Source organism: Streptomyces sp. NPDC006235, from assembly GCF_040613735.1.
GTDB lineage: Bacteria > Actinomycetota > Actinomycetes > Streptomycetales > Streptomycetaceae > Streptomyces.
Genome location: NZ_JBEXSR010000009.1, coordinates 91,616 through 117,053 on the forward strand (window position 1 = coordinate 91,616; position 25,438 = coordinate 117,053).

23 protein-coding genes are annotated in these 25,438 nt (G+C 71.1%); 6 read left to right on the forward strand and 17 right to left on the reverse strand.

What is annotated here, in order from left to right:
• Positions 1-103: 103 nt before the first annotated feature.
• The gene (gene rph, locus ABZ192_RS13950; protein WP_356924720.1) at positions 104-2,704 is read left to right on the forward strand and encodes a rifamycin-inactivating phosphotransferase; all 2,601 of its coding nucleotides are present in this window, start codon (positions 104-106) and stop codon (positions 2,702-2,704) included.
• Between the two features lie 22 nt (positions 2,705-2,726).
• Positions 2,727-3,527, forward strand: a complete 801-nt coding sequence (locus ABZ192_RS13955; protein ID WP_356924721.1) for an isocitrate lyase/phosphoenolpyruvate mutase family protein — start codon at positions 2,727-2,729, stop codon at positions 3,525-3,527.
• 9 nt (positions 3,528-3,536) lie between these two features.
• On the opposite strand, the gene ABZ192_RS13960 is transcribed toward ABZ192_RS13955, so the two are convergent.
• The 4 genes from ABZ192_RS13960 to sigJ form a co-directional block, all read right to left on the reverse strand.
• A complete protein-coding gene (locus ABZ192_RS13960) occupies positions 3,537-4,505 on the reverse strand; it encodes an aminoglycoside phosphotransferase family protein (RefSeq protein ID WP_356924722.1) in 969 nt (322 codons plus the stop codon).
• Positions 4,498-5,088, reverse strand: a complete 591-nt coding sequence (locus tag ABZ192_RS13965) for a TetR-like C-terminal domain-containing protein (protein ID WP_356924723.1) — start codon at positions 5,086-5,088, stop codon at positions 4,498-4,500. Before ABZ192_RS13965 ends, ABZ192_RS13960 begins: the two co-directional genes overlap by 8 nt.
• 22 nt (positions 5,089-5,110) lie before the next feature.
• Positions 5,111-6,430: a jacalin-like lectin gene (locus ABZ192_RS13970; protein WP_356924724.1), complete on the reverse strand. Its 1,320-nt coding sequence runs from the start codon at positions 6,428-6,430 to the stop codon at positions 5,111-5,113.
• A 145-nt stretch (positions 6,431-6,575) separates the two neighbouring features.
• On the reverse strand, positions 6,576-7,490 hold the full coding sequence (gene sigJ / locus ABZ192_RS13975) for an RNA polymerase sigma factor SigJ (RefSeq protein ID WP_356924725.1): 915 nt from the start codon (positions 7,488-7,490) through the stop codon (positions 6,576-6,578).
• Between the two features lie 103 nt (positions 7,491-7,593).
• Between sigJ and ABZ192_RS13980 the strand changes: the two genes are divergently transcribed.
• Positions 7,594-7,980 carry a hypothetical protein gene (locus ABZ192_RS13980; RefSeq protein ID WP_356924726.1) on the forward strand — a complete coding sequence of 129 codons (387 nt, stop codon included), beginning with the start codon at positions 7,594-7,596 and terminating at the stop codon, positions 7,978-7,980.
• Between the two features lie 12 nt (positions 7,981-7,992).
• Here the strand turns inward: ABZ192_RS13980 and ABZ192_RS13985 are convergent, their stop codons facing one another.
• Positions 7,993-8,760, reverse strand: a complete 768-nt coding sequence (locus tag ABZ192_RS13985; protein WP_356924727.1) for a hypothetical protein — start codon at positions 8,758-8,760, stop codon at positions 7,993-7,995.
• A 214-nt stretch (positions 8,761-8,974) separates the two neighbouring features.
• Between ABZ192_RS13985 and ABZ192_RS13990 the strand changes: the two genes are divergently transcribed.
• Positions 8,975-10,315, forward strand: coding sequence for an MFS transporter (locus tag ABZ192_RS13990; RefSeq protein ID WP_356924728.1), 1,341 nt, complete (start codon positions 8,975-8,977; stop codon positions 10,313-10,315).
• Here the strand turns inward: ABZ192_RS13990 and ABZ192_RS13995 are convergent.
• The 9 genes from ABZ192_RS13995 to ABZ192_RS14035 all read right to left on the reverse strand — a co-directional run bounded on the left by ABZ192_RS13995 (position 10,229) and on the right by ABZ192_RS14035 (position 21,403).
• Positions 10,229-11,035: an ABC-2 family transporter protein gene (locus ABZ192_RS13995; protein WP_356924729.1), complete on the reverse strand. Its 807-nt coding sequence runs from the start codon at positions 11,033-11,035 to the stop codon at positions 10,229-10,231. The two genes, ABZ192_RS13990 and ABZ192_RS13995, sit on opposite strands and share 87 nt — an antisense overlap.
• A gap of 1 nt (position 11,036) precedes the next feature.
• Complete coding sequence (locus ABZ192_RS14000) at positions 11,037-11,840, reverse strand: ABC-2 family transporter protein (protein ID WP_356924730.1); 804 nt, start codon at positions 11,838-11,840, stop codon at positions 11,037-11,039.
• Between the two features lies 1 nt (position 11,841).
• A complete protein-coding gene (locus ABZ192_RS14005) occupies positions 11,842-12,837 on the reverse strand; it encodes an ATP-binding cassette domain-containing protein (RefSeq protein ID WP_356924841.1) in 996 nt (331 codons plus the stop codon).
• Positions 12,838-12,976: 139 nt separating this feature from the next.
• Positions 12,977-15,844 carry a glycoside hydrolase family 2 TIM barrel-domain containing protein gene (locus ABZ192_RS14010; protein ID WP_356924731.1) on the reverse strand — a complete coding sequence of 956 codons (2,868 nt, stop codon included), beginning with the start codon at positions 15,842-15,844 and terminating at the stop codon, positions 12,977-12,979.
• A 12-nt stretch (positions 15,845-15,856) separates the two neighbouring features.
• Positions 15,857-16,741, reverse strand: coding sequence for a carbohydrate ABC transporter permease (locus ABZ192_RS14015; RefSeq protein ID WP_356924842.1), 885 nt, complete (start codon positions 16,739-16,741; stop codon positions 15,857-15,859).
• A gap of 5 nt (positions 16,742-16,746) precedes the next feature.
• Positions 16,747-17,712, reverse strand: a complete 966-nt coding sequence (locus ABZ192_RS14020) for a sugar ABC transporter permease (protein WP_356924732.1) — start codon at positions 17,710-17,712, stop codon at positions 16,747-16,749.
• A 21-nt stretch (positions 17,713-17,733) separates the two neighbouring features.
• Entirely contained in the window at positions 17,734-18,999 is a 1,266-nt protein-coding gene (locus ABZ192_RS14025; protein ID WP_356924733.1) for a sugar ABC transporter substrate-binding protein, read from the reverse strand.
• Positions 19,000-19,219: 220 nt separating this feature from the next.
• The gene (locus ABZ192_RS14030; protein ID WP_356924843.1) at positions 19,220-20,497 is read right to left on the reverse strand and encodes an ROK family transcriptional regulator; all 1,278 of its coding nucleotides are present in this window, start codon (positions 20,495-20,497) and stop codon (positions 19,220-19,222) included.
• 180 nt (positions 20,498-20,677) lie between these two features.
• Positions 20,678-21,403, reverse strand: coding sequence for an ANTAR domain-containing protein (locus tag ABZ192_RS14035; protein WP_356924734.1), 726 nt, complete (start codon positions 21,401-21,403; stop codon positions 20,678-20,680).
• 136 nt (positions 21,404-21,539) lie between these two features.
• Here ABZ192_RS14035 and ABZ192_RS14040 point away from each other — a divergent pair, with 136 nt between their 5' ends.
• Positions 21,540-21,890 (forward strand): helix-turn-helix domain-containing protein, encoded by a 351-nt coding sequence (locus ABZ192_RS14040; RefSeq protein WP_356924735.1) that lies wholly within the window; start codon positions 21,540-21,542, stop codon positions 21,888-21,890.
• Positions 21,891-21,924: 34 nt separating this feature from the next.
• Here the strand turns inward: ABZ192_RS14040 and ABZ192_RS14045 are convergent, their stop codons facing one another.
• Positions 21,925-23,181 (reverse strand): D-arabinono-1,4-lactone oxidase, encoded by a 1,257-nt coding sequence (locus tag ABZ192_RS14045; RefSeq protein ID WP_356924736.1) that lies wholly within the window; start codon positions 23,179-23,181, stop codon positions 21,925-21,927.
• 227 nt (positions 23,182-23,408) lie between these two features.
• On the opposite strand from ABZ192_RS14045, the gene ABZ192_RS14050 reads away from it, so the two are divergent.
• Positions 23,409-24,416: a hydroxyacid dehydrogenase gene (locus ABZ192_RS14050; protein WP_356924737.1), complete on the forward strand. Its 1,008-nt coding sequence runs from the start codon at positions 23,409-23,411 to the stop codon at positions 24,414-24,416.
• A 21-nt stretch (positions 24,417-24,437) separates the two neighbouring features.
• Here ABZ192_RS14050 and ABZ192_RS14055 read toward each other — a convergent pair whose 3' ends face one another.
• On the reverse strand, positions 24,438-24,776 hold the full coding sequence (locus ABZ192_RS14055) for an inner-membrane translocator (protein ID WP_356924738.1): 339 nt from the start codon (positions 24,774-24,776) through the stop codon (positions 24,438-24,440).
• Positions 24,773-25,438, reverse strand: coding sequence for a hypothetical protein (locus ABZ192_RS14060; protein WP_356924739.1), 666 nt, complete (start codon positions 25,436-25,438; stop codon positions 24,773-24,775). The genes ABZ192_RS14055 and ABZ192_RS14060 overlap by 4 nt, the downstream gene beginning before the upstream one ends.

The window sequence follows — 25,438 nt, forward strand, 5'->3', positions numbered from 1 at the left end:
CCTTCTCAACGTATAGCGCACCAGGGGGCTTGCCGCAAGGCCCGGGTCAGGGCGCAGAATCGTCGGCCTGTGCCACACACTGCGGAAATGGGGAACGCGTCGGATGGCTGAGCACTACGTGCGGGATCTTCAGGAGACCGACGAGACACAGGTCGCGGTCGTCGGAGGCAAGGGCGCGCACCTGGGCAGGCTCTCGCGGATCGAGGGCGTCCGCGTACCGGCCGGCTTCTGCGTGACGACGGAGGCCTTCCGGCGGGTCATGGCGCAAGCGCCGTCGATCGACGATCTGCTCGACCGGTTGTCGCGCGTGAACCCGGACGACCGGGAGGCGGTCCGCACGCTCAGCGCGCAGATCCGCCGGACCATCGAAGACATCGCCATCCCGGACGATCTCGCCGCGGCGATCACCCGCGCGCTCGGCCGCCACGGCGAACAGGCCGCCTACGCCGTCCGGTCCAGCGCGACGGCGGAGGACCTGCCGACGGCCTCCTTCGCCGGCCAGCAGGACACGTATCTGAACGTCGTGGGGCAGGAGGCAGTCCTCCGGCACGTCAGCCGGTGCTGGGCCTCGCTGTTCACCGAGCGGGCGGTGACCTACCGCCGGCGCGGCGGCATCGACCACCGTACGGTCCACATGGCCGTGGTCGTGCAGCGGATGGTCTTCCCGCAGGCGTCCGGCGTCCTGTTCACGGCCGACCCCGTCACCGGCAACCGGAAGGTCGCCACCGTGGACGCCGGCCTCGGCCTCGGCGAGGCCCTGGTCTCCGGCCTGGTGAACCCGGACGTCTTCAAGGTGCGCGACGGCGACGTCGTCGCGAAGACGATCGCCGCCAAACAGCGTGCCCTGCACGCCCTGCCGGCCGGCGGCACGCACGAGGTGGCGATCGACGCACAGCGGCAGGAGCAGCCGGCGCTGACGGATGAGCAGGTCGTGCGGCTGGTGCGGCTCGGGCGGCGCATCGAAGCGCACTTCGGCAGCCCGCAGGACATCGAATGGTGCCTGGACGGCGATGACTTCCACATCGTCCAGAGCCGGCCGATCACGACGCTGTTCCCCGTCCCCGAGACCGGCGACCAGGAGAACCACGTCTACGTCTCCGTCGGACATCAGCAGATGATGACCGACGCCATGAAGCCGCTGGGGCTCTCCATGTGGCAGCTGACGGCCATGGTGCCGATGCAGGAGGCCGGCGGGAGGCTGTTCGTCGACGTCACCCGGCGCCTGGCCTCGCCCGCGAGCCGCGCCGGCCTCCTCGACATGGTGGGGAGAGGCGATCCGCTGGTCAGGGACGCGCTGGAGACCGTCCTCGACCGCGACGACTTCGTCCCGCCGCTCCCGGACGCGAGCACCGGCGGGCCGCCTTCGGGCGGTCGCACGTCCGCTTCGATCGAGACCGATCCGGCCATCGTCACCGAGCTGATCGAACGCAGCGAGGCGTCCGTCGCCGCCCTGGAGCGCGACATCCGGACGAAGACCGGACCGGCGCTGTTCGACTTCCTGCTGGAGGCCTTCGAGGAGCACAAGCGCGTCCTCGGTGATCCGCTCAGCATGCAGGTGATCATGGCGGGGATGGAGGCCACATGGTGGCTCAACGACAAGCTGCAGGAGTGGCTGGGCGAGAAGAACGCGGCTGACACGCTCACCCTGTCCGCCCCCGACAACATCACCTCGGAGATGGGACTGGCGCTGCTCGACGTCGCGGACGTGGTCCGCCCCCATCCGGAGGTCGTGGCGTTCCTGGAGGGCGTCGAGGACGACGGCTTCCTCGACGAGCTGGTGAAGCTCCCGGGCGGGACCGAAGCGCGCGACGCCATCGAGACCTACCTCGACCGGTACGGCATGCGCTGCGTCGGCGAGATCGACATCACGAGGCCGCGCTGGCGCGAGCGCCCCAGCACGCTCGTGCCCGTGATCCTCGACAACGTCAGGCACTTCGAGCCGGGCGCCGCCGGGCGCCGCTTCGAGGAAGGCCGGCGGAAGGCGCTGCGGCAGGAACAGGACGTGCTGGCACGCCTGCGGGCCCTGCCCGACGGGGAGCGGAAAGCCGACGAGACCAAGCGGATGATCGACCGGGTCCGCACCTTCATCGGGTACCGGGAGTATCCGAAGTACGGCATCGTCTGCCGCTACTTCGTCTACAAGCAGGCCTTGATGGAGGAGGCCGAGCGCCTCGTGCGGGCGGGCGTGCTCGCCGAGCAGGAGGACATCTTCTACCTCACGTTCCAGGAACTCCACGACGTCGTGCGCTCGAACCAGGTGGACGACCGGCTCATCCGGGAGCGCGAGGACGCGTTCCGGTCGTACCAGGCGCTCACCCCGCCCCGGGTGCTCACCTCGGACGGCGAGGCCGTCACCGGGGCCTACCGGCGCGACGACGTGCCGGCCGGCGCCCTGGTCGGCCTGCCCGTGTCCGCCGGGACCGTCGAGGGGAGGGCCCGCGTCATCCTCGACATGGCGGAGGCCGATCTCCAGGCGGGCGACATCCTGGTCACCACCTACACGGACCCCAGCTGGTCGCCGCTGTTCGTCTCCGTCGCGGGCCTGGTGACGGAGGTGGGCGGCCTGATGACCCACGGCGCGGTGATCGCCCGGGAGTACGGCTTGCCGGCCGTGGTGGGTGTGGAGCGGGCCACCCGGCTGATCCGGGACGGGCAGCGGATCCGTGTGCACGGGACCGACGGGTACGTCGAGATCCTGTCTTGACCCACCTGGCTAGCGTGGCCCCATGACCGCTCGTCCGAAGCACACGACACCGCACGCGGGGGCCGACTCCGCCTTCGCCGCCCTTCACCACGCCGAGGAGCCCCTCCTGCTGCCCAACGCCTGGGACTGCGCGTCCGCGCGGGCCCTGGCCGGGCAGGGGTTCCCGGCCATCGGGACGACGAGCCTGGGCGTCGCCGCGGCCGCGGGACTTCCCGACGGCGCGGCGGCGACCCGCGCGGAGACGCTCCGGCTGGCCCGCGCTCTCGGCCCGGAGCCGTGGCTGTTGTCCGTGGACGCCGAGGGCGGCTTCAGCGACGACCCGGACGAGGTGGCGCAGTTCGCGCGCGAGCTGCACGCCGTCGGGGTCGCCGGCATCAACCTGGAGGACGGACTCGGGCCCGCCGACCGGCACGCGGCGAAGATCGCCGCCGTCAAGGAGGCCGCCCCCGGCCTCTTCGTCAACGCCCGCACCGACACCCACTGGCTCGGCGACGGCGACACCACGGACACGCTCGCCCGGCTCGACGCCTACCAACAGGCGGGTGCGGACGGCGTGTTCGTCCCCGGCCTCACCGACCTGCGGCGGATCACCGCCCTGGTGCGCCACGTGCGCGTACCCCTCAACATCCTCTACTCACCGGACGGCCCCGCCGTCTCCCGCCTCGCCGAGGCCGGCGTACGCCGGATCAGCCTCGGCTCGCTGCTGTACCGGCGGGCGCTGGGCGCGGCCCTGGAGGCGGTGGCGGAGATCCGGGCCGGCCGGACCCCGGCGGGGCGGACACCGTCGTACGGGGAAGTGGCCGGTCAGGTCCCACCGCGGTAGGCCGCCGCGTCAGGTGTCGAGCGCGGCGACCAGCAGCGACACGGCAGCGAGGTCCGGCAGACTCCGCAGGCAGGTGAGGACCTGCCGGCCCGCGAACTCGCGCTGCGCCGCGGTCACCGCCGGATCGACGGCGCATTCGGCCTGCACACGGATGTAGTTCAGGTCCGTGGCGAAGAGCATCGAGAACGACTCCGGGCCGGTGACCTCGGCCGGGCCCCCGGCCTCGCGGTAGGCCCGCGCCAGGCGCCGGGCGGCCGCGATGTCCACCTCGTGCCGGCCCGACCACACGTACACGGCACGCGCGAACTCCCGGTCCGCCGAGACCGGCCCTGCGTTGTCCCAGTCGAGGAGGACCGGCCCGGCCCGGCCGACCAGGACGTTCTGGGGCTGGAGGTCGAGGTGCGAGGTCACGAGGCCGCCGGGGTCCGACGGCGTCACCCAGTGCGCCAGCCGGGGCCCGGACGTGGTGATGAACCGGTCCAGTTCGTCCGCCCACGGCAGGCCGGCGTCCCGCACCTTCTTGAGGACGTCCTCCCAGTCGGCGTCGCCGGGACACCGCTCGTACCAGTCGTCCGGCGTCTCGACGGCACCCTCACCGGCACGGTGCAGCAGCGCCATGGTCCGGCCGAACCAGTCCAGGACGTCCGGGTCGGACGCGTCCGCCCGGGTGCCGTCGACCCAGTCGTACAGCTTCACGTACGACCCGCCCGAGCCGAGCCGGGAGACGTGCGCGCCCTCCCGGTTCGGGTGGAGGCGGGGCGAGGCGATGCCCAGGTCGGCCGCGGAGTCCCGCAGCGCGGCCTCGCGGCGGACCTGCTCCTCGTCGCAGCCGAAGAGCAGCTCCTTCACGGCCCACGAGGACCCGTTCCCGGTGAGCTTCCAGATCTGGCCCAGGGCGCCCCGCGTGACGGGCGTCATCGTCCAGGGCCCGGTGCCCAGCGTGTAGATCTCCGCTATGGAGCCGGCTGTGTCAGGCATCGGTCGTCCTCTTCTCGCGGGGCCAGTTCTGAAGCAGTACGTGCAGGGCGTCGATCGCCCGGTCCCAGGACGCCTGGACGTCACGGGGCGCGCCGAAGGCGCCGGTGGACTCCAGGGCGCAGTAGCCGTGGAAGGTGCTGCGCAGCAGGCGCACGGCGTCGGTGAGGTCGGGTTCCTCCAGGCCGTAGGCGCGGAGCATGCCGTAGGTGACGTCGGCCGTGCGGCGCATCGCGGGGGAGTCCGTGAGGAGGTCCTGGTCGATCGCGAGCTGGGTCGCCGCGTACCGGCCGGGGTGGTCCAGGGCGTAGGCCCGGTAGGCGCCGGCGAAGGCGCCGAGCGTGTCCCGGCCGGGCTCCCGCCCCTCGACCGCCGCCGCGATCCGGTCGATCATCTCGCCGCCCGCGCGGAGGGCCAGGCGGGTGCGCAGGTCCTTCAGGCTCCGGACGTGGGTGTAGAGACTCGCGTCCTTCACGCCGAAGCGGCGGGCCAGGGCGGAGAGGGTCACGTGGTCCAGGCCGGCCTCGTCGGCGAGGTCGGCCGCGGCGGCGACGAGGCGGTCGGGGGTGAGGCCGGCTCTGGGCATGAGGGAAGAGCGTAGTACGGGCTCAGCGGATCGGCGCGTAGATCACCCCCAGCTTGTCGATCTCCGCGCCCGCGCGGCCCGTGAAGCCCACGATCTGCCAGCCGGAGGGGGCCGTGAAGGTCTTCGCGTCGGACGTGGCGGTGCCGGCGGACAGGGCGCGGTTCTTGTCGGTCGTGAAGGACGCCGAGAAGACCCGGGTCCGGCCGTCCTTCTGGCCCTGGGTCAGCTTCACCGAGGTCAGGTGCTCGCCCGGGGCCAGCGTCAAGGAGGCCGCCGTGCCGCCGGTGCCGCCGTGGGTGAGGGCCGTACCACCGTCGTGGGTCAGGGACACCGCGTCCAGGCGGGTGGCGCCGCGCAGGGTGAGGGTGCGGGGAGCGGGGTTCGCCGGCAGGTCGTCCGCGTCGTTGAAGGCCGTGCCGTGCGGGCCGCCGATGAAGTCGCTCGCGCGCAGGGAGGAGTTGAGGGTGTAGGAGAAGTCGACCGCGTGCGGGAAGTGGTCGGAGAGGTGCTTGCCGTCCGAGCGGAGGAAGGCCTTCCAGTCGTTGGCGTAGCGGGTCGCGGTGAGCGTCAGCAGCTTGCTGCCCCGGTAGAGGACCTTGTCCACGACCTCGCAGTCGTTCGCCGGCGCCCCTTGGTCACACACCAGCGCGTCACCGCCCTGGGCCGGGGGCGTGCCGCCCTTGACCAGCTTCACCCAGGCGTCCGTCAGGCCGTTCTCGGACAGCAGGGTGCGGATGTTGTCGCCGGTGCGGGTGTACCGCGTGTTCGTGTCGCCCATGACGATGACCGCGTTGCCCGCCGAGTTCGCCTGGATGAAGTCCGAGAGCTGCTCGACGTTGGCCCGGCGTGCGGCGAGCGCGTCGTCGGTGGAGTCGGCGTTGGTGTGGACGTTGTACAGGTCGACGAAGACGCCCTCCGCGAGCCTGACCCGCGCCAGCGAAAAGCCCTTGGGCGTCAGGCAGTTGGTGCCCGTGCAGTTCTTCCACTTCACCCGCTGGAAGTCCTCGAAGGGGTGGTCCGAGAGGGTGTTGAGCCCGTCACCGAAGGCCGCGCCGCCGCTGGTCGCCGTGCGGTACGGGTGCTTGTCGTTGGCGTACAGCGAGGCGTGGTAGTTGAAGTCCTCCTGCACGTTCACGATGTCGTACGGCCCGAGCCGCTGCCCGATCAGCGGGGTGTTGGCCTCGGGGTCGCTGTCGCCGAGCCCCAGGGGCAGGCCCGCGATGTTGTAGGTCAGCACGTTGAAGGAACCGGAGTCCGCCGCGACGGCGGGCGTCGCGGAGGCCGCGGTCAGTCCGGTGAGGGTCAGGGCGGCAGCGGCGAGAGTGCCGAGGAGTCGTCTCATGGTGGGGGTGTCTCCGGTTGGGGAGGCGCAGCGGGACATGAACGATGCTCAGGTTCGACGCCAACTCGGGTGGTGCGCAAGGGACACGGGGGAAACAGTTGAAGATGAAACGGCGGACCGGCGCCAGGACCACGCCACAGCTTGGCTAGGACCAGGCCCAAGGCCGCAGCTTCTCCGGATTGCGGACCGCCCAGATCCGGGTGACGCGCCCGTCGGACACGTCGAACGCGGCCACGGTCATGACGACGCCGGCCCGCTGGGCCACCAGGCCCGGCACACCGTTGACCATCCGCTCCAGGAGTTCGAGCCCCGGAGCCTTGTCGGCGATGGCGACCATGTACTGGGCGATGCGCGTGCCGCCCTCGACCGGGCGCAGGACGGCGCCGGCCATACCGCCGCCGTCGGCGGTCATCACGGCGGCCGGGTCGAGGACGCCGACAAGAGCTGCGATGTCCTTGCTCTCCCAGGCCTCTTTGACGTGCCGCACCACGTCGGCCCGGCCGGGCGCCGGCACGGGAGTAGGCGCGGCGCCCACCCGCCGCCGGGCGGAGGCCGCCAGTTGCTTGCAGGCCGCGGGAGACCGGCGGAGGACGTGGGCGATCTCGGCGAACGGATAGCGGAAGACGTCATGCAGGACGAACGCCACCCGCTCGGCGGGCGTCATCGACTCCAGCACGACGAGGAAGGCCATGGACACCGACTCGTCCAGGACGATCTGGTCGGCGGGGTCCGCTGGGCCGGTGGGGCCGGCGCCGCCCGCCTGGTCCCACTCGGTCCGGTCGGGCAGCGGCTCGGGCAGCCACGCGCCGACATAGCGTTCCCGGCGGGCCCGCGCCGAGCCCAGCAGGTCCAGGCAGATGCGGCCGGTCACCGTCGTCAGCCATGCGCCCGGGGACCGGATCTCCTCCTGCCGGCTGCGGGGCAGCCCGTACCAGCGGGCGTAGGCGTCCTGCACCGCGTCCTCGGCCTCGGTCACCGAACCCAGCAACCGGTACGCGACATTGATCAGTTGGCGTCGCTCACCGGCTACCCCGTCCGTGCCGCCCCCGGCAGTCCCCATGCTTCCGGTCGCCCCCCTCGCCTTACCTTTCGCAGGCCCGCGTCGTCGAGCTGGTGAGACCTTATCGATCCACTGCCCGAGGGCGGACAAGGGGAAATGTGACATGGCTACTCAGGTGACGGCGACGACGACGGCTACCGCGGACGCGCAGCCCGGCTCCTCCTTCCTGCGGGTCGCGATCGCCCTGCAGACCCTGACCATCTTCTTCCAGGCGGTCTCCGCGGGAATGCTGCTGACCTCGTCCTACGGAGAGACGCTGCACAGTGCCGGAGCCCGCGTGATGTACGGGGCATCCATGCTGTACCTGCTCGCGGCGGTGCTGGCGTGGAAGCCGGGCGGCGGCTCCGCCCGGCCCGTCTGGCACGCGTCGGGTTTCCTCGTCCTCGCCTCGGTCCAGGTCGTGCTCGGTATCGCGCACGTCTCGTCGGTCCATCTCCCGCTGGGTGTCCTGATGTTCGGTCTGAGTGTGCTGGCGCTGGCCCGGCGCTGAGGTCCCGGTGCGTCAGGGGTGACGCAGCAGCTCCAGATCCGCGCCCCAGGAGTCGAGCACCCCGTCGTGGCCGGCCCGCCGTGCCGCCTCCTCGATGCCGGCGAAGAGGGCGCGCTGGGCGGTCGGGTCGCCGTCGGCCAGGATGCGGCGGAGGACCGGCAGGAGCCGGCCCGCGTCCCACCGGGGCTCGCCCAGCGGCTGCCGTTCCAGCTCCCACTGGAGGTACTTGTTGTAGGGCCGGACGCGGCGGTGCAGGGCGAAGAGCACCTCCAGGGCGTAGGGCACGGACTCGGCTGCGTCCAGGTGGCCCATGGCGGGGCGGCCGTCGCGGTAGCTCTTCAGGGAGCGGTAGGTCTGGTTGACGTACGCGTCGAGCCAGCCGTCGACGGCGGCCCGGGCCTCGTCGGCGCCCAGCGTCCGCTTCTCGTCGAGGATCCGGGCGATGGTCCCGTCGAGCCGGTCGAGCAGCACCTGGGCGTGGACGTAGGAGTAGCGCGCGAAGTGGTCCGGCCGGCCGGGTATGCCGCGGGTGCGGAACTCCGCCAGCTCGATGACCACGAGGTCGAGGTGGGCGGAACGGAACCAGTCCAACGCGGCGATCGGCGAGGCGTGTCGGTCCTTCAGGATCACGTGCAGGTCGTAGTCGGAGTGGTCCGTCGGCATGCCCTCGTGGACCCGGGAGCCGCTGAGGACCAGCCCGGCCACGCCGGGATCGGCGGCCGCCCGTGCGGTGAACGCGGCCAGTGTGGCGTCAGGCGTGTCGCCCATGGTGATGTGCATGGTGAGGTCTCCCCGCGGAGCGTCAGGGGTACGGGTCGGGTTCGCGTCTGCGGTGTCCGGGACACCGCGTGGGAGATCACCTCACGGCGCGGAGGCTACTCCGTGCGCACCGTCCACCGGTATCGATTTACGCCCGCGCGGGGGCGCCCCTCCGGTCGACGCGCGGAGCCTTATGGTTGCCGGGCGGCGAGAAGGCGGGGACACGGGAGGCGGCATGTCGCACGGGGCGGCACGGCGCGAGGACGCCGCCGACGAAGGCTTACCCGGCACCCGCCCCCTGTGGCGGCAGCGGGACTTCGGCATCTTCTGGGTCGCGCAGACCCTCTCCGTGCTGGGCGACTCCTTCGCGCTGATCGCCCTGCCCCTGCTGGTGCTGCAGTCCACGGGGTCCCTCGCGCGGATGGGGCTGCTGACGGCGGTGGGCGGTGCGGCCGCGGTCGTGGCGGCGGTGTTCGCCGGGGCCGTGGTGGACCGGGTGGACCGGCGCCGGCTGCTCATCGCCTGCGACCTCGTGCGCATGGTCCTGTACGGGGTGATCCCGCTGGCGTGGCTGTTCGGTCCGCGGATCTGGCTGCTGTACGTGGTGCTGCCGCTGTGCGAGGCCGTGGGCATGCTGTTCGCGGTCGGCTACGTCACGGTCGTGCGGGGCCTGGTCGGCACCGGGCGACTCACGGAGGCCAACGGCCGGTTGAACGCGACCGCCGCCGCGGCAGGGGTCCTCGGACCGCTGTGCGCCGGACTGGTCGCCGCCTGGTCCGGCCCGGCGGCGGCGGTCGGTGTGGACGCGGCCAGCTTCGGCGTGTCGGCCGCGTGCCTGTGCTGCGTACGGTTCCGCAAGCGCGCACCGGACGAGCAGACGGGCCGGCGCACCGGACTGTGGCAGGACCTGCGCACCGGCGTCGCCTTCCTCCACGGCCACCCCGTGCTGCGCTCGCTCACCGCCCTGCTGTTCGTCTTCAGCTTCCTCACCCTCGGCCTGAACGACCTGGTCATCTACCACCTCAAGCACGACCTCGGCCATGACGACGGCACGGTCGGCACCGTCATGGCGGTCGGCGCGCTCGGCACCATCACCGGTGCCCTGCTGGTGGCCCGGTTCCGTCGCCGCCTCGGCTTCGGCCCGACGTGGACCGGCTCGGTCGCCGTGTGCGGGCTGGCCTTCGCCGGTCTCGGCTGGGCCCGGGACGTGCCGGTCGTGGCGGCCCTGAGCGCCGCGTTCCTCGCCTGCGTCGGCATGGCGGGCACCTGCTCGCTGTCGCTGCGCCAGGAGGTCACGCCCGAGCACCTCCTGGGCCGCGTCACCTCCGCCTTCTGGACGCTTCAGTACGCGGCGGCACCGATCGGCGCGGCCTTGCTGACCTGGGCCGCCGAGGAGCGGGGCACCACCCCGGTGGCCATGGCCGCCGGAGCCACCTGCGTCCTGCTCGCCGTGACCGCCCTGTTCACCCCGATCCGCGGGGCCGGCCGGTCACCCGTTGACCCCGCTGTAGTGCCGCAGACTCCACCGCCACAGCAGCCGGGATCCCAGGTACGCCAGCAGCCCGAGCAGCGGTGACGCCGCCGCCAGCCAGAACGGCACGCCCGTGGTGTGGCCGTGGCCGGTCAGGACCGCCGCCGGGAAGTAGGCGACGAACGCGAGCGGAAGACCGTACGTCAGGAAGCCGCCCACCGCCTTGGGCAGGACGTTCAGCGGGTAGCTGCCGAACGTGCCGAGGAGTTCCTCCAGCCAGCGGCCCCACTGGTCGGCGGCCGGGAAGCGCAGGGCAGCGCTGGCCACGACCGTGAACAGGGCCGCCTCCAGCAGCATGCCGCCGAGCACGGCCGCGACCAGGTATGTGATCCGGCCCGCCGTCCAGTCCAGGTCGCTGCGGGACAGCGCCCCCACCATCAGACCCGCCGCCACCGTCAGGTCCCCGATGGCGTTGGTGGGGAAGAACGCCAGCTGGATCTGTCGGTGGACGGGCATCGGGCGCGTCAGGTAGATGTCGACCCGGCCTTCCTGGATCTGCCGGCCGGCCCAGTGCATCCGCCCCAGGAACAGCACGAACAGACCGTGCGCCAGCATGCGCGTCGCCGGGATCAGCAGCACGTCCGAGCTGTCCCAGCCGCCCATCCCGGCGAACCGGGACAGCAGCACCGTGGCGAACACGATCACCGACACCTGCCAGATCGCCCCGATCGCGATCATCAGCAGGAACTCGGTGCGGTACTCCATCTGCGCGCGGAAGTTGAGCGCCGTCACGCGCCACACGATCCGCAGAGCCTTCACCGACATCTCAGCCTCCCTGCGAGATCACGCGCCGGGCGGCCCGCCGCCACAACAGCCGGGTGAACAACGCCAGTACGACCACCCACGCGGCCTGCACGGACAGCTGGAAGGCCGCGTCGGACAGCGGGATCCGCCCCACGTACAGCGACAGCGGCACGCTCAGCGTGGCCTGGAAGGGCAGGAAGGCGCTCATCGTGACGAACCAGTCCGGGAAGAACCACAGCGGCGCGTACACCCCGGACAGCAGGTTCTGCGCGAACAGCAGGATGAGCATCGCGGCGGTGTTGCGGACCGTCCAGAAGCACAACTGGTCGAGCACGAGCATCACGTAGTAGAGGACCCACTGGCCCAGCAGCATGCTGAGCACGAACACCCCCGCCACAGCGGCCGAGCGGGGCGGCTCGACGACCCCGGCCGCCAGGCAGACGACGTATCCCGTCAGCGCCCACGCGAGCCCGTACAGCTGCTCTCCGGCGGCCCGCAGGGCGTAGTAGCGCTGCGGCGGCAGCGGACGCAGGTACCAGTAGACGATGGTGCCGAAGTGCATGTGCTGGAGGACCGTGTCCCGGCCCGCGTACTGGTCCAGCTCCCGCAGCCGGGACGCCAGGACGGCCAGCACGGCGTAGGTCACCGCCTGGTCGCGGCTCAGGCCGGCGGTCGTGCCGGTCTGCGCGTACAGCCCGCGCCACAGCGACCAGACCAGCACCACCTGGACGGCCAGCCGGAGCGCGACGGCGGTCATCCGGGGCGGGGCGTTCAGCTCGCCGAGCGGGGTGACACGGGCGGCGCGCCAGGCGTGCAGCGCGGTCATGTCAGACCTCCCCGACATGCACGTACGCGGCCCGCATCACGTCCTCGAGGTCCGCTTCGTCCAGGGCGATGTCCGTCACCTCGAACCGCTCGATCACGGCCTTCAACGCCTGCTGGACGGTGGGCGCGTCCGCCCCGTCGGGGCCGAAGACGACCTGCGCGCCGCCCCGCCGCAGCACGGTGATGCCGGGCGGCGGTACGACCTCGGCCTGCGCGTCGGCGAGCGTGGCCCGCACCTGCCAGGTCGAGCCGAACTTCCGGCGGATCTCGTCGAGGGTGCCGTCCAGCACCAGCCGGCCGTGGTTGACCAGCACCACCCGCTCGGCGAGCCGCTCGACCTCCGTCATGTCGTGCGTGGTCAGCAGGACCGTACGGCCGCGCTGCTCCACCTGGTGGCGCAGGAACTCCCGCACCTGCTCCTTGACCACCACGTCCATGCCGATCGTCGGCTCGTCGAGGAACACCACCGGCGGGTCGTGCAGCAGGGCGGCGGCCAGGTCGCTGCGCACCCGCTGCCCCAGCGAGAGATGGCGGACCCGGGTGTCCCAGAAGGACGACAGGTCCAGGATCTCGTCGAACTCCTTCAGCCGGGCGGCGTGTTCGGCCTTCGGCACCTCGTAGATGTCCCGCAGGATCGCGAACGACTCGCGCACCGGCAGGTCCCACCACAGCTGCGTGCGCTGCCCGAACACCGCGCCGATGTTACGGGCGTTGCGCTCCCGCTCCAGGTACGGCACCACGCCCGCGACCCGGGCCTCGCCGGACGTCGGCGTGAGAATGCCGGTCAGGATCTTGATGGTGGTGGACTTGCCGGCGCCGTTCGGGCCGAGCAGGGCGAGGAGTTCGCCGGGGGCCACGTCGAAGCTGATGTCGGCGACGGCGTGCTTGGCCACCCGCTCCGGGTTGACCAGGGATCTGACGGCGCCCAGGAAACCGGGTCGGCGGACGGTGGTGTGGAACGTGCGGGTCAGCCCGCGGACCTCGATGGCGACATTCAACCGACCCACCCACTTCCTCGTGGTGAAAACAGTCGCGGCCGGTCGGCTTCTAGGGCCGACCGGCCGCGGATGATGTTCCGACACTGTCGGAATGTCGATCAATTGGTCAATCGATTAATCGAGTTCTTACCTCGATTTCTCACGAGGTGGTCGAGAACACGAACGCGAACCGAGCCGGCTCGGCCTTCAGGAAGTACTGCGGCAGCGGACCCGGGCCGCAGGACTGCGAGCCGATGCCGTGCTGCCCGTGGTCGAGGTTGACCCACACCGTGTCGCCGGGCGTGAGGTCCGTGCGGTGCCGGGCCGCGTCCAGCTGCTCGGTGGTCCAGCGCCGCGCGGTGAACCAGAACTCCGGATCGCCCTCGATCCGCAGACCGCCGAGCTCCACCCACCGGACGTCGGCGCGGGCGCCGTTCTCCTGCGGGCGGACGTACGGCGTCTGGAGCCGGTCCACCGTCGACTGCCAGCGGCCCACCATGGACGCCGCCCGGGTGTCCGGGTACGCCTCGCCCGGGCCGCCGCCGAACCACTCCACGGCGTCGGCCTCCGACAGACCGAACCGGACGCCGAGCCGGGGCAGCGGCACCGTCCAGTCGCCTTCCGGCGTCACGGACACGTCCAGCCGCAGCCGCTCGCCGTCGGACGTCCAGCGGTACACCGTGTCCAGGCCGACCTCACGGGCCGCCGGCGCCACCCGGGTACGGACCGTCAGCGCGTCGTCGCCGGCCTCGACCGAGACCAGGCGGTGCCGCATGCGGTGCAGGCCGAGCGTGCGCCACAGCGTCCCGTAGCGGGTGTCGCTCTGCCACTCCGCGCCGTCGTCGTTGTCGGTCGGCGCCCGCCACACGTCCAGCCGCGGGGCGCTCACCCCGACCCCGCCGATCGACAGCAGGGCACCGGTGCGGGCGTCGAACGCGGCCGGGCCGAGCGTGAACCGGTCCCCGTCGCGCACGGGCCGGTCGGTCGCGGGGAAGGTCGGCAGTGGCCGTGCCCCCGCGGCGAACTGCCCCCATGCCACGACATGGCCCTTCGCGGCCCACAGCGTGTCCTCCGCGAGCAGCGCCCGCACGGTCCACTGGCGTTCACCGCCCCGGCCGTCCACGGGCGGCTCCGGCAGCTTCACCTCGGCGCTCTCGCCCGGCGCGAGCGCCGGCACCGACAGCGAACCCGACTCGACCGTCTCGCCGTCCACCTGGCACGACCACTCGAAGGCCAGCGCGGACAGGTCGGCGAAGTCCTGCTTGTTGGTGACCCGCACGATGCCGTTCGCGCCGTCGCCCTCGATGTGGACCGGCTCGATGACCTTCTTGTACTCGATCAGGCCCGGCGACGGCGTCCGGTCCGGGAAGACCAGCCCGTCGCAGACGAAGTTGCCGTCGTGCAGCTCCTCGCCGAAGTCACCGCCGTAGGCGTAGCCCAGCTCGGGGTGCTTGACGCCGTGGTCGATCCACTCCCAGATGAACCCGCCCTGGAGCCGCTCGTACTTCTCGAACAGCTCCTGGTAGTCGGCGAGCCCGCCCGGGCCGTTGCCCATGGCGTGCCCGTACTCGCACTGGATGAAGGGGAGCTCACGGCGCTTGTGGGTGCCGCCGTCGAGCTTCTGCCCGATCTTCTCGACCTCGTCGTGGAAGGCGTACATCCGCGAGTACACGTCCGTGTCGCGGCAGTTCCAGTCGCCCTCGTAGTGCACCAGCCGCTCGGGGTCGCGGTCGTGGATCCACTCGGCCATGGCGGTGAGGCCGCGGCCGGTGCCGGCCTCGTTGCCCAGCGACCAGAACACGATCGACGGGTGGTTCTTGTCCCGCTCGACCATGCGCGCGGCGCGGTCCAGCAGGGCCGGGGTCCAGCGGTCGTCGTCGACCGGGTTGTCCCGCCAGTCCTGCTCGGTGAAGCCGTGGGTCTCCAGGTCGCACTCGTCGATGACCCACAGGCCGTACTCGTCGCACAGGTCCAGGAAGGCCGGGTGCGGCGGGTAGTGCGAGGTGCGCACGGCGTTGAGGTTGTGCCGCTTCATCAGCAGCACGTCCTCGCGCATGGTCTCCAGGTCGAGCGCGCGACCCTGCTCGGGGTGCCACTCGTGCCGGTTGACGCCCTTGAAGAGGACGGCCTTGCCGTTGACCTTGACGAGCCCGTCCTCCAGGACGACCGTACGGAAACCGATCCGCAGCGGCACCCGCTCGCCGTCGGTGGCCAGCACACCGTCGTAGAGCTTCGGCGTCTCGGCCGTCCACGGCTCGACGGCCACCGTCACCGGCTCGCCGGTCGCGACGTCGATGCCCAGGGCCGGCACGGTCACCCGCCCGTCGACGTCGGAGTCGACGCGCAGGGTGCCCTCGCCGGTGGTGTGGTCGTAGGAGGCGTGCACGAAGAAGTCGCCGACGCCGCCCGCCGGGCGGTGCAGCAACGTCACGTCGCGGAAGATGCCCGGCAGCCACCACTGGTCCTGGTCCTCCAGGTACGACCCGGCCGACCACTGGTGGACGCGCACGGCCAGCACGTTGCCGCCCGGCTTCAGCAGGTGCCCGACCGCGAATTCGTGCGGCAGCCGGGAGCCCTTGAACTCGCCGAGCTCCGTGCCGTTCAGCCAGAGGCGGGCACAGGACTCGACGCCGTCGAACCGCAGCACCGCCCCGCCGTCCGACGGCCAGTCGGAGGGCAGGTCGAAGACGCGCAGATGGTCACCGGTCGGGTTCTCCGTCGGGACGTGCGGCGGGTCCACCGGGAAGGGGTACAGGTGGTTGGTGTAGATCGGGGACCCGAACGCCCCGTCACCCTGCAGGACCCAGTGCCCGGGGACCGTGACCTCGGCCCAGTCCCCGGCCTCGAAGCCCTCCTCGGCGAACGAGTCGTCCTCGGCGTCGATCGTCGCCGACAGCCGGAAACGCCAGCTGCCGTTCAGGGACAGGGACCGCGCGTCCGAGGACGCGTACCAGGCGCGGGGCGCCAGGGCCCCGCTGCCCGGGGAGACGTCCTCGACGTAGTCGACGGAGGTGGTGCGGAAAGACATCGGTCTCCTTGCTCAGCCCTTGATGCCGGTCTGGGCGATCCCCTGCACCAGCCAGCGCTGGAGGAAGAGGAACACGAACACCAGGGGCAGGATGGAAATGGCCGTGGCCATGAAGATCATGTGGAAGACGACGGTCTGGTTGGTCATGTAGCTGGAGAGCGCGACCTGGACGGTCCACGCGCCGGGGTCCTGACCGATGACCAGGGGCCACAGGAAGGCGTTCCAGCCCTGGATGAAGGTGATCGTGGCCATCGCTGCGAAGAAGTTCAGCGAGTTGGGCACCACGATGCGCCAGTACGCACCCCAGTAGCCCAGTCCGTCCACGCGCGCCGCCTCCTCCAGCTCCTTGGGGAACCCCAGGAAGTACTGCCGGAACAGGAAGCAGGTGAAACCACTGAACAGGCCCGGAACGATGAGACCCCGGTAGGTGTCCACCCAGCCGAGCGACGACACCAGCACGAAGCTGGGGACGAAGGTGACCGCGGTCGGGACCATCAGGGTGCCCAGGACGGCGTAGAACACTTTGTTGGCGTGCTTGTATGGGATGCGGGCGAGCCCGTAGCCCGCGAGGGAGCACACCAGCAGGACGCCGACGGTGTGCAGCGTGGCCACGACCGCAGAGTTCCACAGGGACTGGGCGAAAGGGACCGTCTCGTCGCTGAACAGCTCGCTGATGTTGCCCCACTGGATGTCCGTGGGGAAGAACTTCCAGTTCTCTCCGGTGATCTCGGCGTCGGTGGAGAGGGCGTTGCGGACGAGAATGTAGAACGGGACCAGGAAGAGGAAGCCCGCGACGCCCGTCGCGATGTAGAGGCCGGTGGAGCTCATCACGCCGCCACCGCGCTTGACGCGGTGGGGCTTGCCGGATGCCGGCGCGGACTCCCGCACCTCGGGCATGGTGGTCACTTGGACTCGTCCCCCCTTCCGAAGCCCATGATCTTGCCCTGGAGCAGGGTCACGGCACAGATCAGCACAGTCAGAATCAGCGCCCCCGCGCTGCCGGCGCCGTAGTCCTGGCTCTCGCCCAGGGCCTTGTAGTACAGCTCGACGAGGGGCGGGCGGCCCCAGGTGGTCTTCGACAGCAGGTTGAAGAACTCGTCGAAGGCCTGGTAGGCGGCGATGAGCAGCAGCAGGATCACGGCTGTGGACGTGGCGCGCAGCTGGGGCAGGGTGATGTACCGGAAGGTCTGCCAGCCCGGCTTGGCGCCGTCGATGGCGGCGGCCTCGTACAGCTCGTCCGGGATGTTCTGCAGGGCGGCGATGAACAGGATCATGTAGAAGCCGGACTGCAGCCACAGTCGGGCGGTCACGATGACCAGCCAGTACCAGGGCGGGTTGGGGTCGATCAGCCAGGCGATGTTCTCGATGCCGAACCAGCCGAGCACCGTGTTCATCAGGCCGAAGCGGACCCCGCTGAAGATGGACATCTTCCAGATCAGCGCCGCGGCGACGTAGCTGACCGCGGTCGGCAGGAAGAAGACCGAACGGAAGAACGCCCGCATGAAGCGCATCCGGTTCACCAGCAGGGCGAGCCCCAGGGACAGAGCCCAGGTGGTGGGCACGATGAACGCGGCGAAGACGGTGAAGGTGCCGAGCGAGCCGACGAAGTCGTCGTTCGTCAGCATGTACACGTAGTTGTCGAAGCCGACGAACTTGTCGGGCGTGACGGTGAAGCGGGCCTCGAAGAAGCTGAGCCACAGGCTCCAGAGGATCGGCGCGTAGACGAAGATCGCCAGACCGATCAGGAACGGCCCGGTGAAGAGCCAGAAGTTGACGGTGGGGCTGCCCCGCAGACCCCGCCGCGGCTTGGCCGGAGAGGCCTTCGCCGTGGCGGGGCTCGCGAGGTCGAGCTTGGTGGTCGTCGACATGTCGTGTTTCCGTCCCGCGACCTATCCGAACAGCTTCTTGAGCTCGCGGTTGACGGCCGCGTCGGCCTTGTCGAGGGCCTTCTCCGGGTCCATGCTCTTGCGGACGGAGTTGGCGAACACGTCCTCCAGGGCGGTGATCATGGCCTGGGTCCAGCCGATGTTGTCGAAGTGGCCGAACTCGTTGAAGAGCTTGACGCCTTCAGCGGCGTTGCCCGACTTGAGCTTGTCGGCCGACTTGGCGAGCGAGGTGCGCGGCGGGATGTGGAAGCCGTAAGAGGTGGCCCAGTCCTCCTGGTACTGCTTCTGGTCGATCCACAGCCACTTGACGTATTCCTTGGCCGCGTCGACGTTCTTGCTCTTGGCGTTGACGAACATCGACCAGCCGCCGTTGTAGACCGACTGCTTGCCGGAGTCGACGGTCTTCGGGAAGGGGAAGACGCCCCAGTCGTCGCCGAGCGCGTCCTGGATCGCTGGCATCGCCCACATGCCGCACCACTGGATGGCGCACAGGCCCTGGTTGAACGAGGACGGGTCCCAGGACTCCGTCGGAGCGCCGAGGAGGAGGTCGCCGCTGGTGAACAGCTTGCGCATCTTCTTGATGCCCTCGATGACAGCCGGGGTGTGGTATGCGATCTCGTTCTTCTCGTTGAGGGTGTCCGCTCCGGCCGACCAGATCATCGGGTTGATGATGTTGTGCAGGTCGTTGCCCAGGTACAGGCCCTTGACCTTGCCGGTGGTGAGCTTGGCGGCGGCCTCCATCAGCTCGTCGAGCGTGGTCGGGACCTTGACGCCCGCCTTGTCCAGCATCGACTTCCGGTAGAAGAAGAACTGCGGGTCGTCGATCATCCGGACGCCGTATATCTTGCCGTCGACCGTGTGCGACTTGATGTCGGCCGGGTTGAAGTCGTCCTTGACCGGCTCGATGATGTCGGTCAGATCCGCCACCTGGCCGCTCTTGACCATCTGGATCTGCGGGTGGAACTCGAAGAGGTCCGGGGCGTTCTTGGTGAGCAGGGCCGAGAAGAGCTTGCTCTCGAAGTCCGAGCTGGTGATCCACTGCGTGGTCACGTTGGCGCCCTTGTAGGCCTTGGCGTACCGCTTGATGGCCTGCTCGGTGCCTGCCTCGCCGTACGCGTGGAACATCTGCACCAGGTTGGTGCCCGACCCGGACCCACCGCCCCGTCCGGTGTTGCTGCCGCACGCGGCCAGTCCGCCGGCGGCGGCCAGGCCCATCGCGGCCCGCAGTACGTTGCGGCGGTCCCAGTTCATGTTGCTCGATGCCGACATGCTGACGTCCTTGTCTCGAGTGCGGCTGCGGCTCTGCGGCTCACTGCCTGATGGCTCACGGCCCGGGGGCTCGCGCCAGATGGCTCAAAGAGAGGTGCGGTGCGGGACGCTAGAGCTTCGGCTAAGGCTTCGGCAAGGGGTTGGACGAAGTCTGTTCGAAGCGTTGTGTCCGGTTCGCGATTTCGAACAAGCGGGAGTGGCGGAGGAGTTGATTCCGCCGTTACGAGGGTGGAGCGGTGGTGCGGCTCCGCGCGCGGGTGGTGCTCTTTGCCGGGGTGGTGCGTGTGCCGTTCTTCTGCCCGACGGCCTGGAGCGCCCCTTCGAGCGCGAACGTCGCCGCGCCCAGGCACACCGGGTCGGTGGGGATCGGGGAGAGGACGATCTCGGTGGCGGCCAGCGGCCGCGGCAGCGCGTGCCGGGCGACGGCCTCGCGCACCTCGTGCAGCAGCGGTTCGCCCAGGGTGCGGGCGACCCAGCTGCTCAGCACGACGATCTCGGGGTTGAACAGGTTCACCAGGTCGGCGACGCCGGCGCCCAGGTAGCGCGCGGTCTCGTGAACGGCCCGGCGCGCCACCGGGTCGTCCGCCGCGACCCCGCGGGCCAGCGCGTCGATGGTCGCCGTCTGGTCGTCCGGATGCAGCAGCGCGCTGTCCGGGCCGATCTCACGCAGGTTCAGCATGATGCCGCGCGCACCGACGTACGTCTCCACGCAGCCGTGGTTGCCGCAGCGGCACAGGCGTCCGTCCAGCACCATCGTGGTGTGGCCCCACTCCCCGGCGCTGTTGCTCACGCCGCGGTGCAGCCCGCCGCCCAGGACGAGCCCGGCGCCGACCCCGGTCCCGAGGTTGACCACGACGGCGTTCCCCCGCCCGCGCGCGGCCCCGAACCACAGCTCGGCCACCGCGCTGGCCCGCAGCGGGTTGTCCAGGTACAGGGGATAGGCGATGTGCTCGGTGAGCAGGTCGAGCAGGGGTACGTCGTGCCAGTCCCAGTTGGGCGCGTACTCCGAGGTGCCGGTGGCGCGGTCCACCTGCCCCGGCACGCTCACCCCGACCCCGAGCACCCGGGCGCCCTCGATGCCGGCCTGGGTCACCACCGAGCCGACCGCGGCGGCCACATGGCCCACAACCTGCTCCGGCAGGCTCTCACCGGCGCGGACGTCCTCCTCGGCGCGGGCGAGGACGTTCAGCCCCAGGTCGAACAGCTCGACATGGACGTAGGTCTCGGCGATGTCGACGCCGATCAGCGCGCCCCCCGAGCTGTTGACCGCGACCAGCCCGCGGGGGCGGCCGCCGGCCGAGTCCTCGAAGCCGACCTCCGTGATCATGCGGAGGTCGAGCAGTTCGCCGACGAGTGTGGCGACCGTGGCCAGACTGAGGCCGGTGGCGGCCGCCAGCTCCTGCCGGGAGGTCGGTGACTCGGCGATGATCTGGCGCAGCACCTCATAGCGGTTCGCGGTGCGGATGTCTCGTGACGTGCGCTTCACCGGGGTGCCCATCCCTTCCCAGACCGGCTCGGGCCGGGTCGACGTCGGCACCGGCGCGGCGCAAGGCTATGGGCTGCCGGGACTTTCGACAAGGGGTTAGGAAAGGGGCTTTATAAAGTGCGCTCCTGGTGAGAGCCGGTGGTGGCCGGTTGGTGGCCGGTCGGCAGCCGCGGGCAGCCTGCTCATGATGCCTCAGAGGACGCCGGTGCCGTCCTCCGCCGCCCCGCTCCGGGGCGCCGTGCCGGCGACCGCCGCCGCGAGTTGCTGCTGCACCGGCTCGGGCAGCGTGCCGCCGTGCACGGTGCCCACCAGGTCCCGGGCGAGATGGTGCAGCTTGGTGTTGGTGTTCTGGGAGGTCCTCACCAGCACGCTCCAGGCCCTCTCGGGGCTCAGGCCGAAGGAGGCCATCAGGATGCCGCGGGCCAGGTCTATGGTCGGCCGGGTCTGCATGGCCCGTCGCAGCTGGGTGACTTCGGCGCGGAGTTCCCGGTCGTCCGCGCGGGTTTCCTGGTCGTCGGCCGCCTCCTGGCCGGGCTGGCCCCCGGTGGCGGGGTGTGCGCCGTCCTGGTGCTGGCCCGGCGCCGCGAACAGCTCCCGCGTGCCGGTCAGGTCGAGCAGGCGCTCGACCGCGCGGCCGCTGGAACGGACGGTGACCGTCTTGTCCTCGTCGAGGGCGCGCAGCCGCAGGTCGAGCAGCACGTTGAGCCCGGAGCAGTCGCAGAACCCGACGGCGTCCAGACGCAGGTCGATGCCGCTGCCCGACAGCGTGAGGATGTCGTGCAGGTCCGGCAGCAGCCGCCGGCTGCCCAGGTCGAGTTCACCCCACACGGTGACGGTCATCCGGTCGCCGTCCGGCATGACGTCCATGGTCGCCATGCAGGGCGGGATCGCCGTCACCGAGTGCGCAGGGTCCGGCATGGCCCCGTTCTCCCTTGTCTGTTCGCCGTTCCTCCACTTTCCAGCGTTGCCCCTCTACCCCACACACGTCAACCAATACATGAAACGCAGTACGTGTTTTTGAATACGTGTACGCCTGGTCGGTAGAGTTGGGCGTATGGATGGAGTGCCCGAGCCACACACCGGATGGACGTTTCTCACCAACCATGCCCGGGTGCTGGCGGCCATCGCCGACAACCACAACGCCCGTATCCGGGACATCGCGGCGCACTGCCGGCTCACCGAACGCGCCGTGCAGAAGATCATCGCCGATCTGGAACAGGACGGTTATCTCTCCCACACCCGGGAGGGCCGCACCAACACCTACCGGATCGACCCCGGCAAGGTGCTGCGTCACCCCGCCGAGGCCGGCCTGACCGTGGCGTCGCTGCTCTCCCTGCTCGTCCAGGACGAGGCCGACCGCGCCACGCCCCCCGGCGACCGCGGCCGGCCGCACGCCAGGACCTGACGCGCGGACCGCTGCGCGTCGTCCCTCGGGGCCGCTACGCCTCCCGCAGTAGGTCCCGCACGAAGGCGTTGGCGAACGTCCCCTCCGGGTCCAGCTCCCGCGCCAGCGCCCGGAAATCACCGAGCCGCGGATACAGCCCGCGCAGAGCGGACGCGGGCACGGTGAACACCTTCCCCCAGTGCGGCCGCGCCCCGAACGGCTCCAGCGCCTCCTCCACCCGCCGTACCACCGGCAGCACCGCCGGTGTGTCCTCGACCCAGGTGAAGTGCGCCGCGACGGTGTCCCGGCCGAAGGAGGGGCTCAGCCACTGGTCGTCGCCGGCGACCGTGCGCACCTCGCAGGTCTGCAGGACGGGGGCGATGGTCTCCCGGATCGCGTCGAGTGCGTGCAGCATCTCGACGGCGTGCCCGCGCGGCAGCAGGTACTCCGACTGCAGCTCCGCCCCGCTGCTCGGGACGAACTCCGCCCGGAAATGCGGCAGCCGCTCGTGCCACGGCCCCGGCACACCGAACTGCTCGGTGCAGTTGACCGCGGGCATCCCCGGCACGGGGTGCATCTTCCCGGTGGCGGGGGAGGCCCAGGGGAAGGCGGGCAGCGGCTGGTCGGAGCGCCGCTTGAGCCACACCTGCCTAAAGCCCGGCGCGCGCCAGTCGGTGAACAGGCTGACGCTGTACGCCGTCGCCATCACCGTCTCGAACGTGCCGGAGTCCAGCCCCGCGAAGGGCAGTTCGGTGAACACGTGCTGCTCGACCTCGAAGGTGGGCTCCAGGTCGAGGGTGAGCGCGGTGACCACGCCGAGCGCGCCGAGCGAGGTGACGGCCCCGCCGAACCGCTCCTCGTCGCGGCCTATGGTCACCGTGGAGCCGTCCGCCGTGACCAGCTCCACCTCGCGCACGGCCGCCGAGAGCGGGCCGTTGAGCACGCCCGAGCCATGGGTGCCGGTCGCGACCGACCCGGCCACCGAGATGTGCGGCAGGGACGCCATGTTGTGCAGGGCGAGCCCCTGCTCGTGCACCCGGCGGGCCAGTTCCGCGTAGCGCACGCCGCCGCCGACCCGCACCGTGCGGGCCGCCGTGTCGACGTCCACCTCCTGCGGCAGGTCGGCCAGCGACAGCAGGGCGCCCTCGGCGCCCGGCTCGGCGATCTCGTTGAACGAGTGTCCGCTGCCCAGCACCCGCACCCGGTCGCTGTCCGCGACGAGCGAGCGCAGCGCGGTGAGCGAGCCCGGCCGGTGCAGTTCCTTGGCCGCGTAGGTGATGTTCCCCGCCCAGTTGGTCACGGTCCCGTTCATCGCGTCGTCCTTCCCCGAAACGGCGGGGACCGGGAAAGCCCCCTGCCGGAACCTACCCCGGCCCGCCCTCCGTTGCCGCTGCCGCCCGGCTCGGTCTACCGTGGACAGAGCGGTAGAGAGCGGTTTCTACCGGCATTCCGAGCGAGCCGTCCCAAGTGGCAAACCGGACCGGCCTTCATCCGCCAGCCCTTGCCCCCATCCCTTCTCCGAGCCGGAAGGTCACCTCCTTGAGCCAGCGCCCCCAGGCACTGTTCGCCATGACCGCCGAGAACGTGCCGCAGGTCTTCCCGCCCGAGGTGCTTTCCCGGCTGCGGGAGTCCGTGGACATCGACCCGGCGCTCGTGGTGCGGGACTTCGCCGACCCCGGCGTGCGCGACGCGCTGGCCCGGACCGAGATCCTGGTGACCGGCTGGGGCTGCCCCCGGCTCGACGAGGCGGTCCTCGACGCGGCTCCCCGGCTGCGCGCCGTGCTGCACTCGGCCGGCTCGGTCAAGTCCTTCGCCACCCCCGGGATCTGGCGGCGCGGCATCGCCGTCTCCTCGGCCGCCGCCGCCAACGCGCTGCCGGTCGCCGAGTACACCCTCGCCATGATCCTGCTCGCCGGGAAGGACGTGCTCGCCGCCCGCGACCGGATGCGCACCACCCGCACCTCCTCCGGCTGGGGCGTCGTCCCCGGCATCGGCAACTACGGCCGCCGCGTCGGTGTCATCGGCGCCTCCCGCATCGGCCGCCGCGTCCTCGAACTGCTCCGCCCCTTCGATCTGCGGCCCGTCCTCACCGACCCGTACGTCGACGAGCGGGAGGCCGCCGCGCTCGGCGTCCCCCTGCTGCCGCTGGACGACCTGCTGCGCACGTCCGGCATCGTCACCGTGCACGCCCCCGAGACGCCCGAGACCCACCATCTGATCGGCCGCCGCGAGTTGGCCCTGATGCCCGACGGGGCGGTGCTCATCAACACCGCGCGCGGCGCCCTGGTCGACCACGACGCCCTCGTGGCGGAGCTGCGCGCCGGGCGCCTGACCGCGATCCTCGACGTCACCGACCCCGAGCCGCTGCCCACCGACTCGCCCCTCTACGACCTGCCCGGAGCCTTCGTCACCCCGCACCTCGCGGGCTCCCAGGGCAATGAGCTGGCCCGCCTCGGCCTGACGGTCGCCGAGGAGGCGGAACGGCTGCTGACCGGCGGGAAACTGGCGTACGCGGTCGACCCGGCGGCACTGGAGCGCGAGGCCTAGGCCGCCTTGAGCGTTCCCGAGTCAGGGCCATGACCTCAGCGCGTGGCCCGCAAGGAGGACGCACAGCACCGGTTGGACCGCTCCGGTGAACCGGTTCCCGACCCGCAGCAGCAGGACGCCCGTCACTCCCACGGCCAGGGCCAGGGCCCCGAAGGACAGCAGCGGCACCCAGTCCGTGGGCGGCGGGCCGGCCGGGTGCTGCCCGGCGCCGGCGTCCATCCGGCCCAGCCCCCGTACCGCGAGCAGGAGGACGACCAGAAATGCGGCCCCCGCGTCCGCCAGCAGCACGAGCAACAGGAGACACCCCCCGGTGAGCGCATCGGTCCCGGCGGCGCGCTGCTCACGCTCGCTCCGGGTCACAGGAGCTGGTACATCAGGGAGTCGCGCCCCCGGCGGCGGCGGACATGGCCGCGCCAGCCCGCCAGCACCGCCATCAGCGTCCACGTCACCGTGCCGCCGATCAGGCCGCCCAGCCGGCCCGCGGCATCGACGTCATCCGCTTGTTCCATCGGGACGGCGCCCTCGGGGTCGCGGATGACGTCGAGCCGGTCACCCACCTCCGGAGCCCAGGCGTCACCGTCGAACCCCAGCTTCTCCTCCAGTTCCTTTCCGTCCGTGCCCCGGAGGGTGAAGCGATGGTTTTCACTCGACGTGCCGGCCGCGCTGTCGGCCACGATCACCACGCTCTCGCGCACGCCACGCTGTTCCAGGGCCGCCTCGGGCGCGTACTGGACGGCCCCGACGAGGACGAACAACGCGGGCACCGCGGACAGTGCGGTCAGCCACACGGCTCGGTGGAGAAGGAGCAAGAACACGGCGAAGGTGATGCACAGGGCCACCCCGACCATGATGGGGACCGCCTCCGAGCCCAAGGTCAGGTACGCGAGGCCGGTGATGGCCGCCGCGGACGCCCATCCGAACGCCGCCACCCCGGCCGTGCGCCGCGCCGACTTCCACGGGTCGACGGCCAGGCCGCCCATCCTGCTCAGTGGTGTGATCCTTCGGCTGCGTATTCCTGACAT

What these genes read in the sequence shown, in the direction of transcription:
- ABZ192_RS13970 (WP_356924724.1), bottom strand. Translation starts at nt 6,430, where the DNA reads ATGAGACGACTCCTCGGCACTCTCGCCGCTGCCGCCCTGACCCTCACC.
- rph (WP_356924720.1), top strand. Translation starts at nt 104, where the DNA reads ATGGCTGAGCACTACGTGCGGGATCTTCAGGAGACCGACGAGACACAG.
- sigJ (WP_356924725.1), bottom strand. Translation starts at nt 7,490, where the DNA reads ATGGGGACTGCCGGGGGCGGCACGGACGGGGTAGCCGGTGAGCGACGC.
- ABZ192_RS14040 (WP_356924735.1), top strand. Translation starts at nt 21,540, where the DNA reads ATGGATGGAGTGCCCGAGCCACACACCGGATGGACGTTTCTCACCAAC.
- ABZ192_RS14035 (WP_356924734.1), bottom strand. Translation starts at nt 21,403, where the DNA reads ATGCCGGACCCTGCGCACTCGGTGACGGCGATCCCGCCCTGCATGGCG.
- ABZ192_RS13980 (WP_356924726.1), top strand. Translation starts at nt 7,594, where the DNA reads ATGGCTACTCAGGTGACGGCGACGACGACGGCTACCGCGGACGCGCAG.
- ABZ192_RS13995 (WP_356924729.1), bottom strand. Translation starts at nt 11,035, where the DNA reads ATGTCGGTGAAGGCTCTGCGGATCGTGTGGCGCGTGACGGCGCTCAAC.
- ABZ192_RS14015 (WP_356924842.1), bottom strand. Translation starts at nt 16,741, where the DNA reads ATGCCCGAGGTGCGGGAGTCCGCGCCGGCATCCGGCAAGCCCCACCGC.
- ABZ192_RS13965 (WP_356924723.1), bottom strand. Translation starts at nt 5,088, where the DNA reads ATGCCCAGAGCCGGCCTCACCCCCGACCGCCTCGTCGCCGCCGCGGCC.
- ABZ192_RS14045 (WP_356924736.1), bottom strand. Translation starts at nt 23,181, where the DNA reads ATGAACGGGACCGTGACCAACTGGGCGGGGAACATCACCTACGCGGCC.
- ABZ192_RS13985 (WP_356924727.1), bottom strand. Translation starts at nt 8,760, where the DNA reads ATGCACATCACCATGGGCGACACGCCTGACGCCACACTGGCCGCGTTC.
- ABZ192_RS14010 (WP_356924731.1), bottom strand. Translation starts at nt 15,844, where the DNA reads ATGTCTTTCCGCACCACCTCCGTCGACTACGTCGAGGACGTCTCCCCG.
- ABZ192_RS14000 (WP_356924730.1), bottom strand. Translation starts at nt 11,840, where the DNA reads ATGACCGCGCTGCACGCCTGGCGCGCCGCCCGTGTCACCCCGCTCGGC.
- ABZ192_RS13960 (WP_356924722.1), bottom strand. Translation starts at nt 4,505, where the DNA reads ATGCCTGACACAGCCGGCTCCATAGCGGAGATCTACACGCTGGGCACC.
- ABZ192_RS14030 (WP_356924843.1), bottom strand. Translation starts at nt 20,497, where the DNA reads ATGGGCACCCCGGTGAAGCGCACGTCACGAGACATCCGCACCGCGAAC.
- ABZ192_RS14025 (WP_356924733.1), bottom strand. Translation starts at nt 18,999, where the DNA reads ATGTCGGCATCGAGCAACATGAACTGGGACCGCCGCAACGTACTGCGG.
- ABZ192_RS14060 (WP_356924739.1), bottom strand. Translation starts at nt 25,438, where the DNA reads ATGTCAGGAATACGCAGCCGAAGGATCACACCACTGAGCAGGATGGGC.
- ABZ192_RS13990 (WP_356924728.1), top strand. Translation starts at nt 8,975, where the DNA reads ATGTCGCACGGGGCGGCACGGCGCGAGGACGCCGCCGACGAAGGCTTA.
- ABZ192_RS14020 (WP_356924732.1), bottom strand. Translation starts at nt 17,712, where the DNA reads ATGTCGACGACCACCAAGCTCGACCTCGCGAGCCCCGCCACGGCGAAG.
- ABZ192_RS13955 (WP_356924721.1), top strand. Translation starts at nt 2,727, where the DNA reads ATGACCGCTCGTCCGAAGCACACGACACCGCACGCGGGGGCCGACTCC.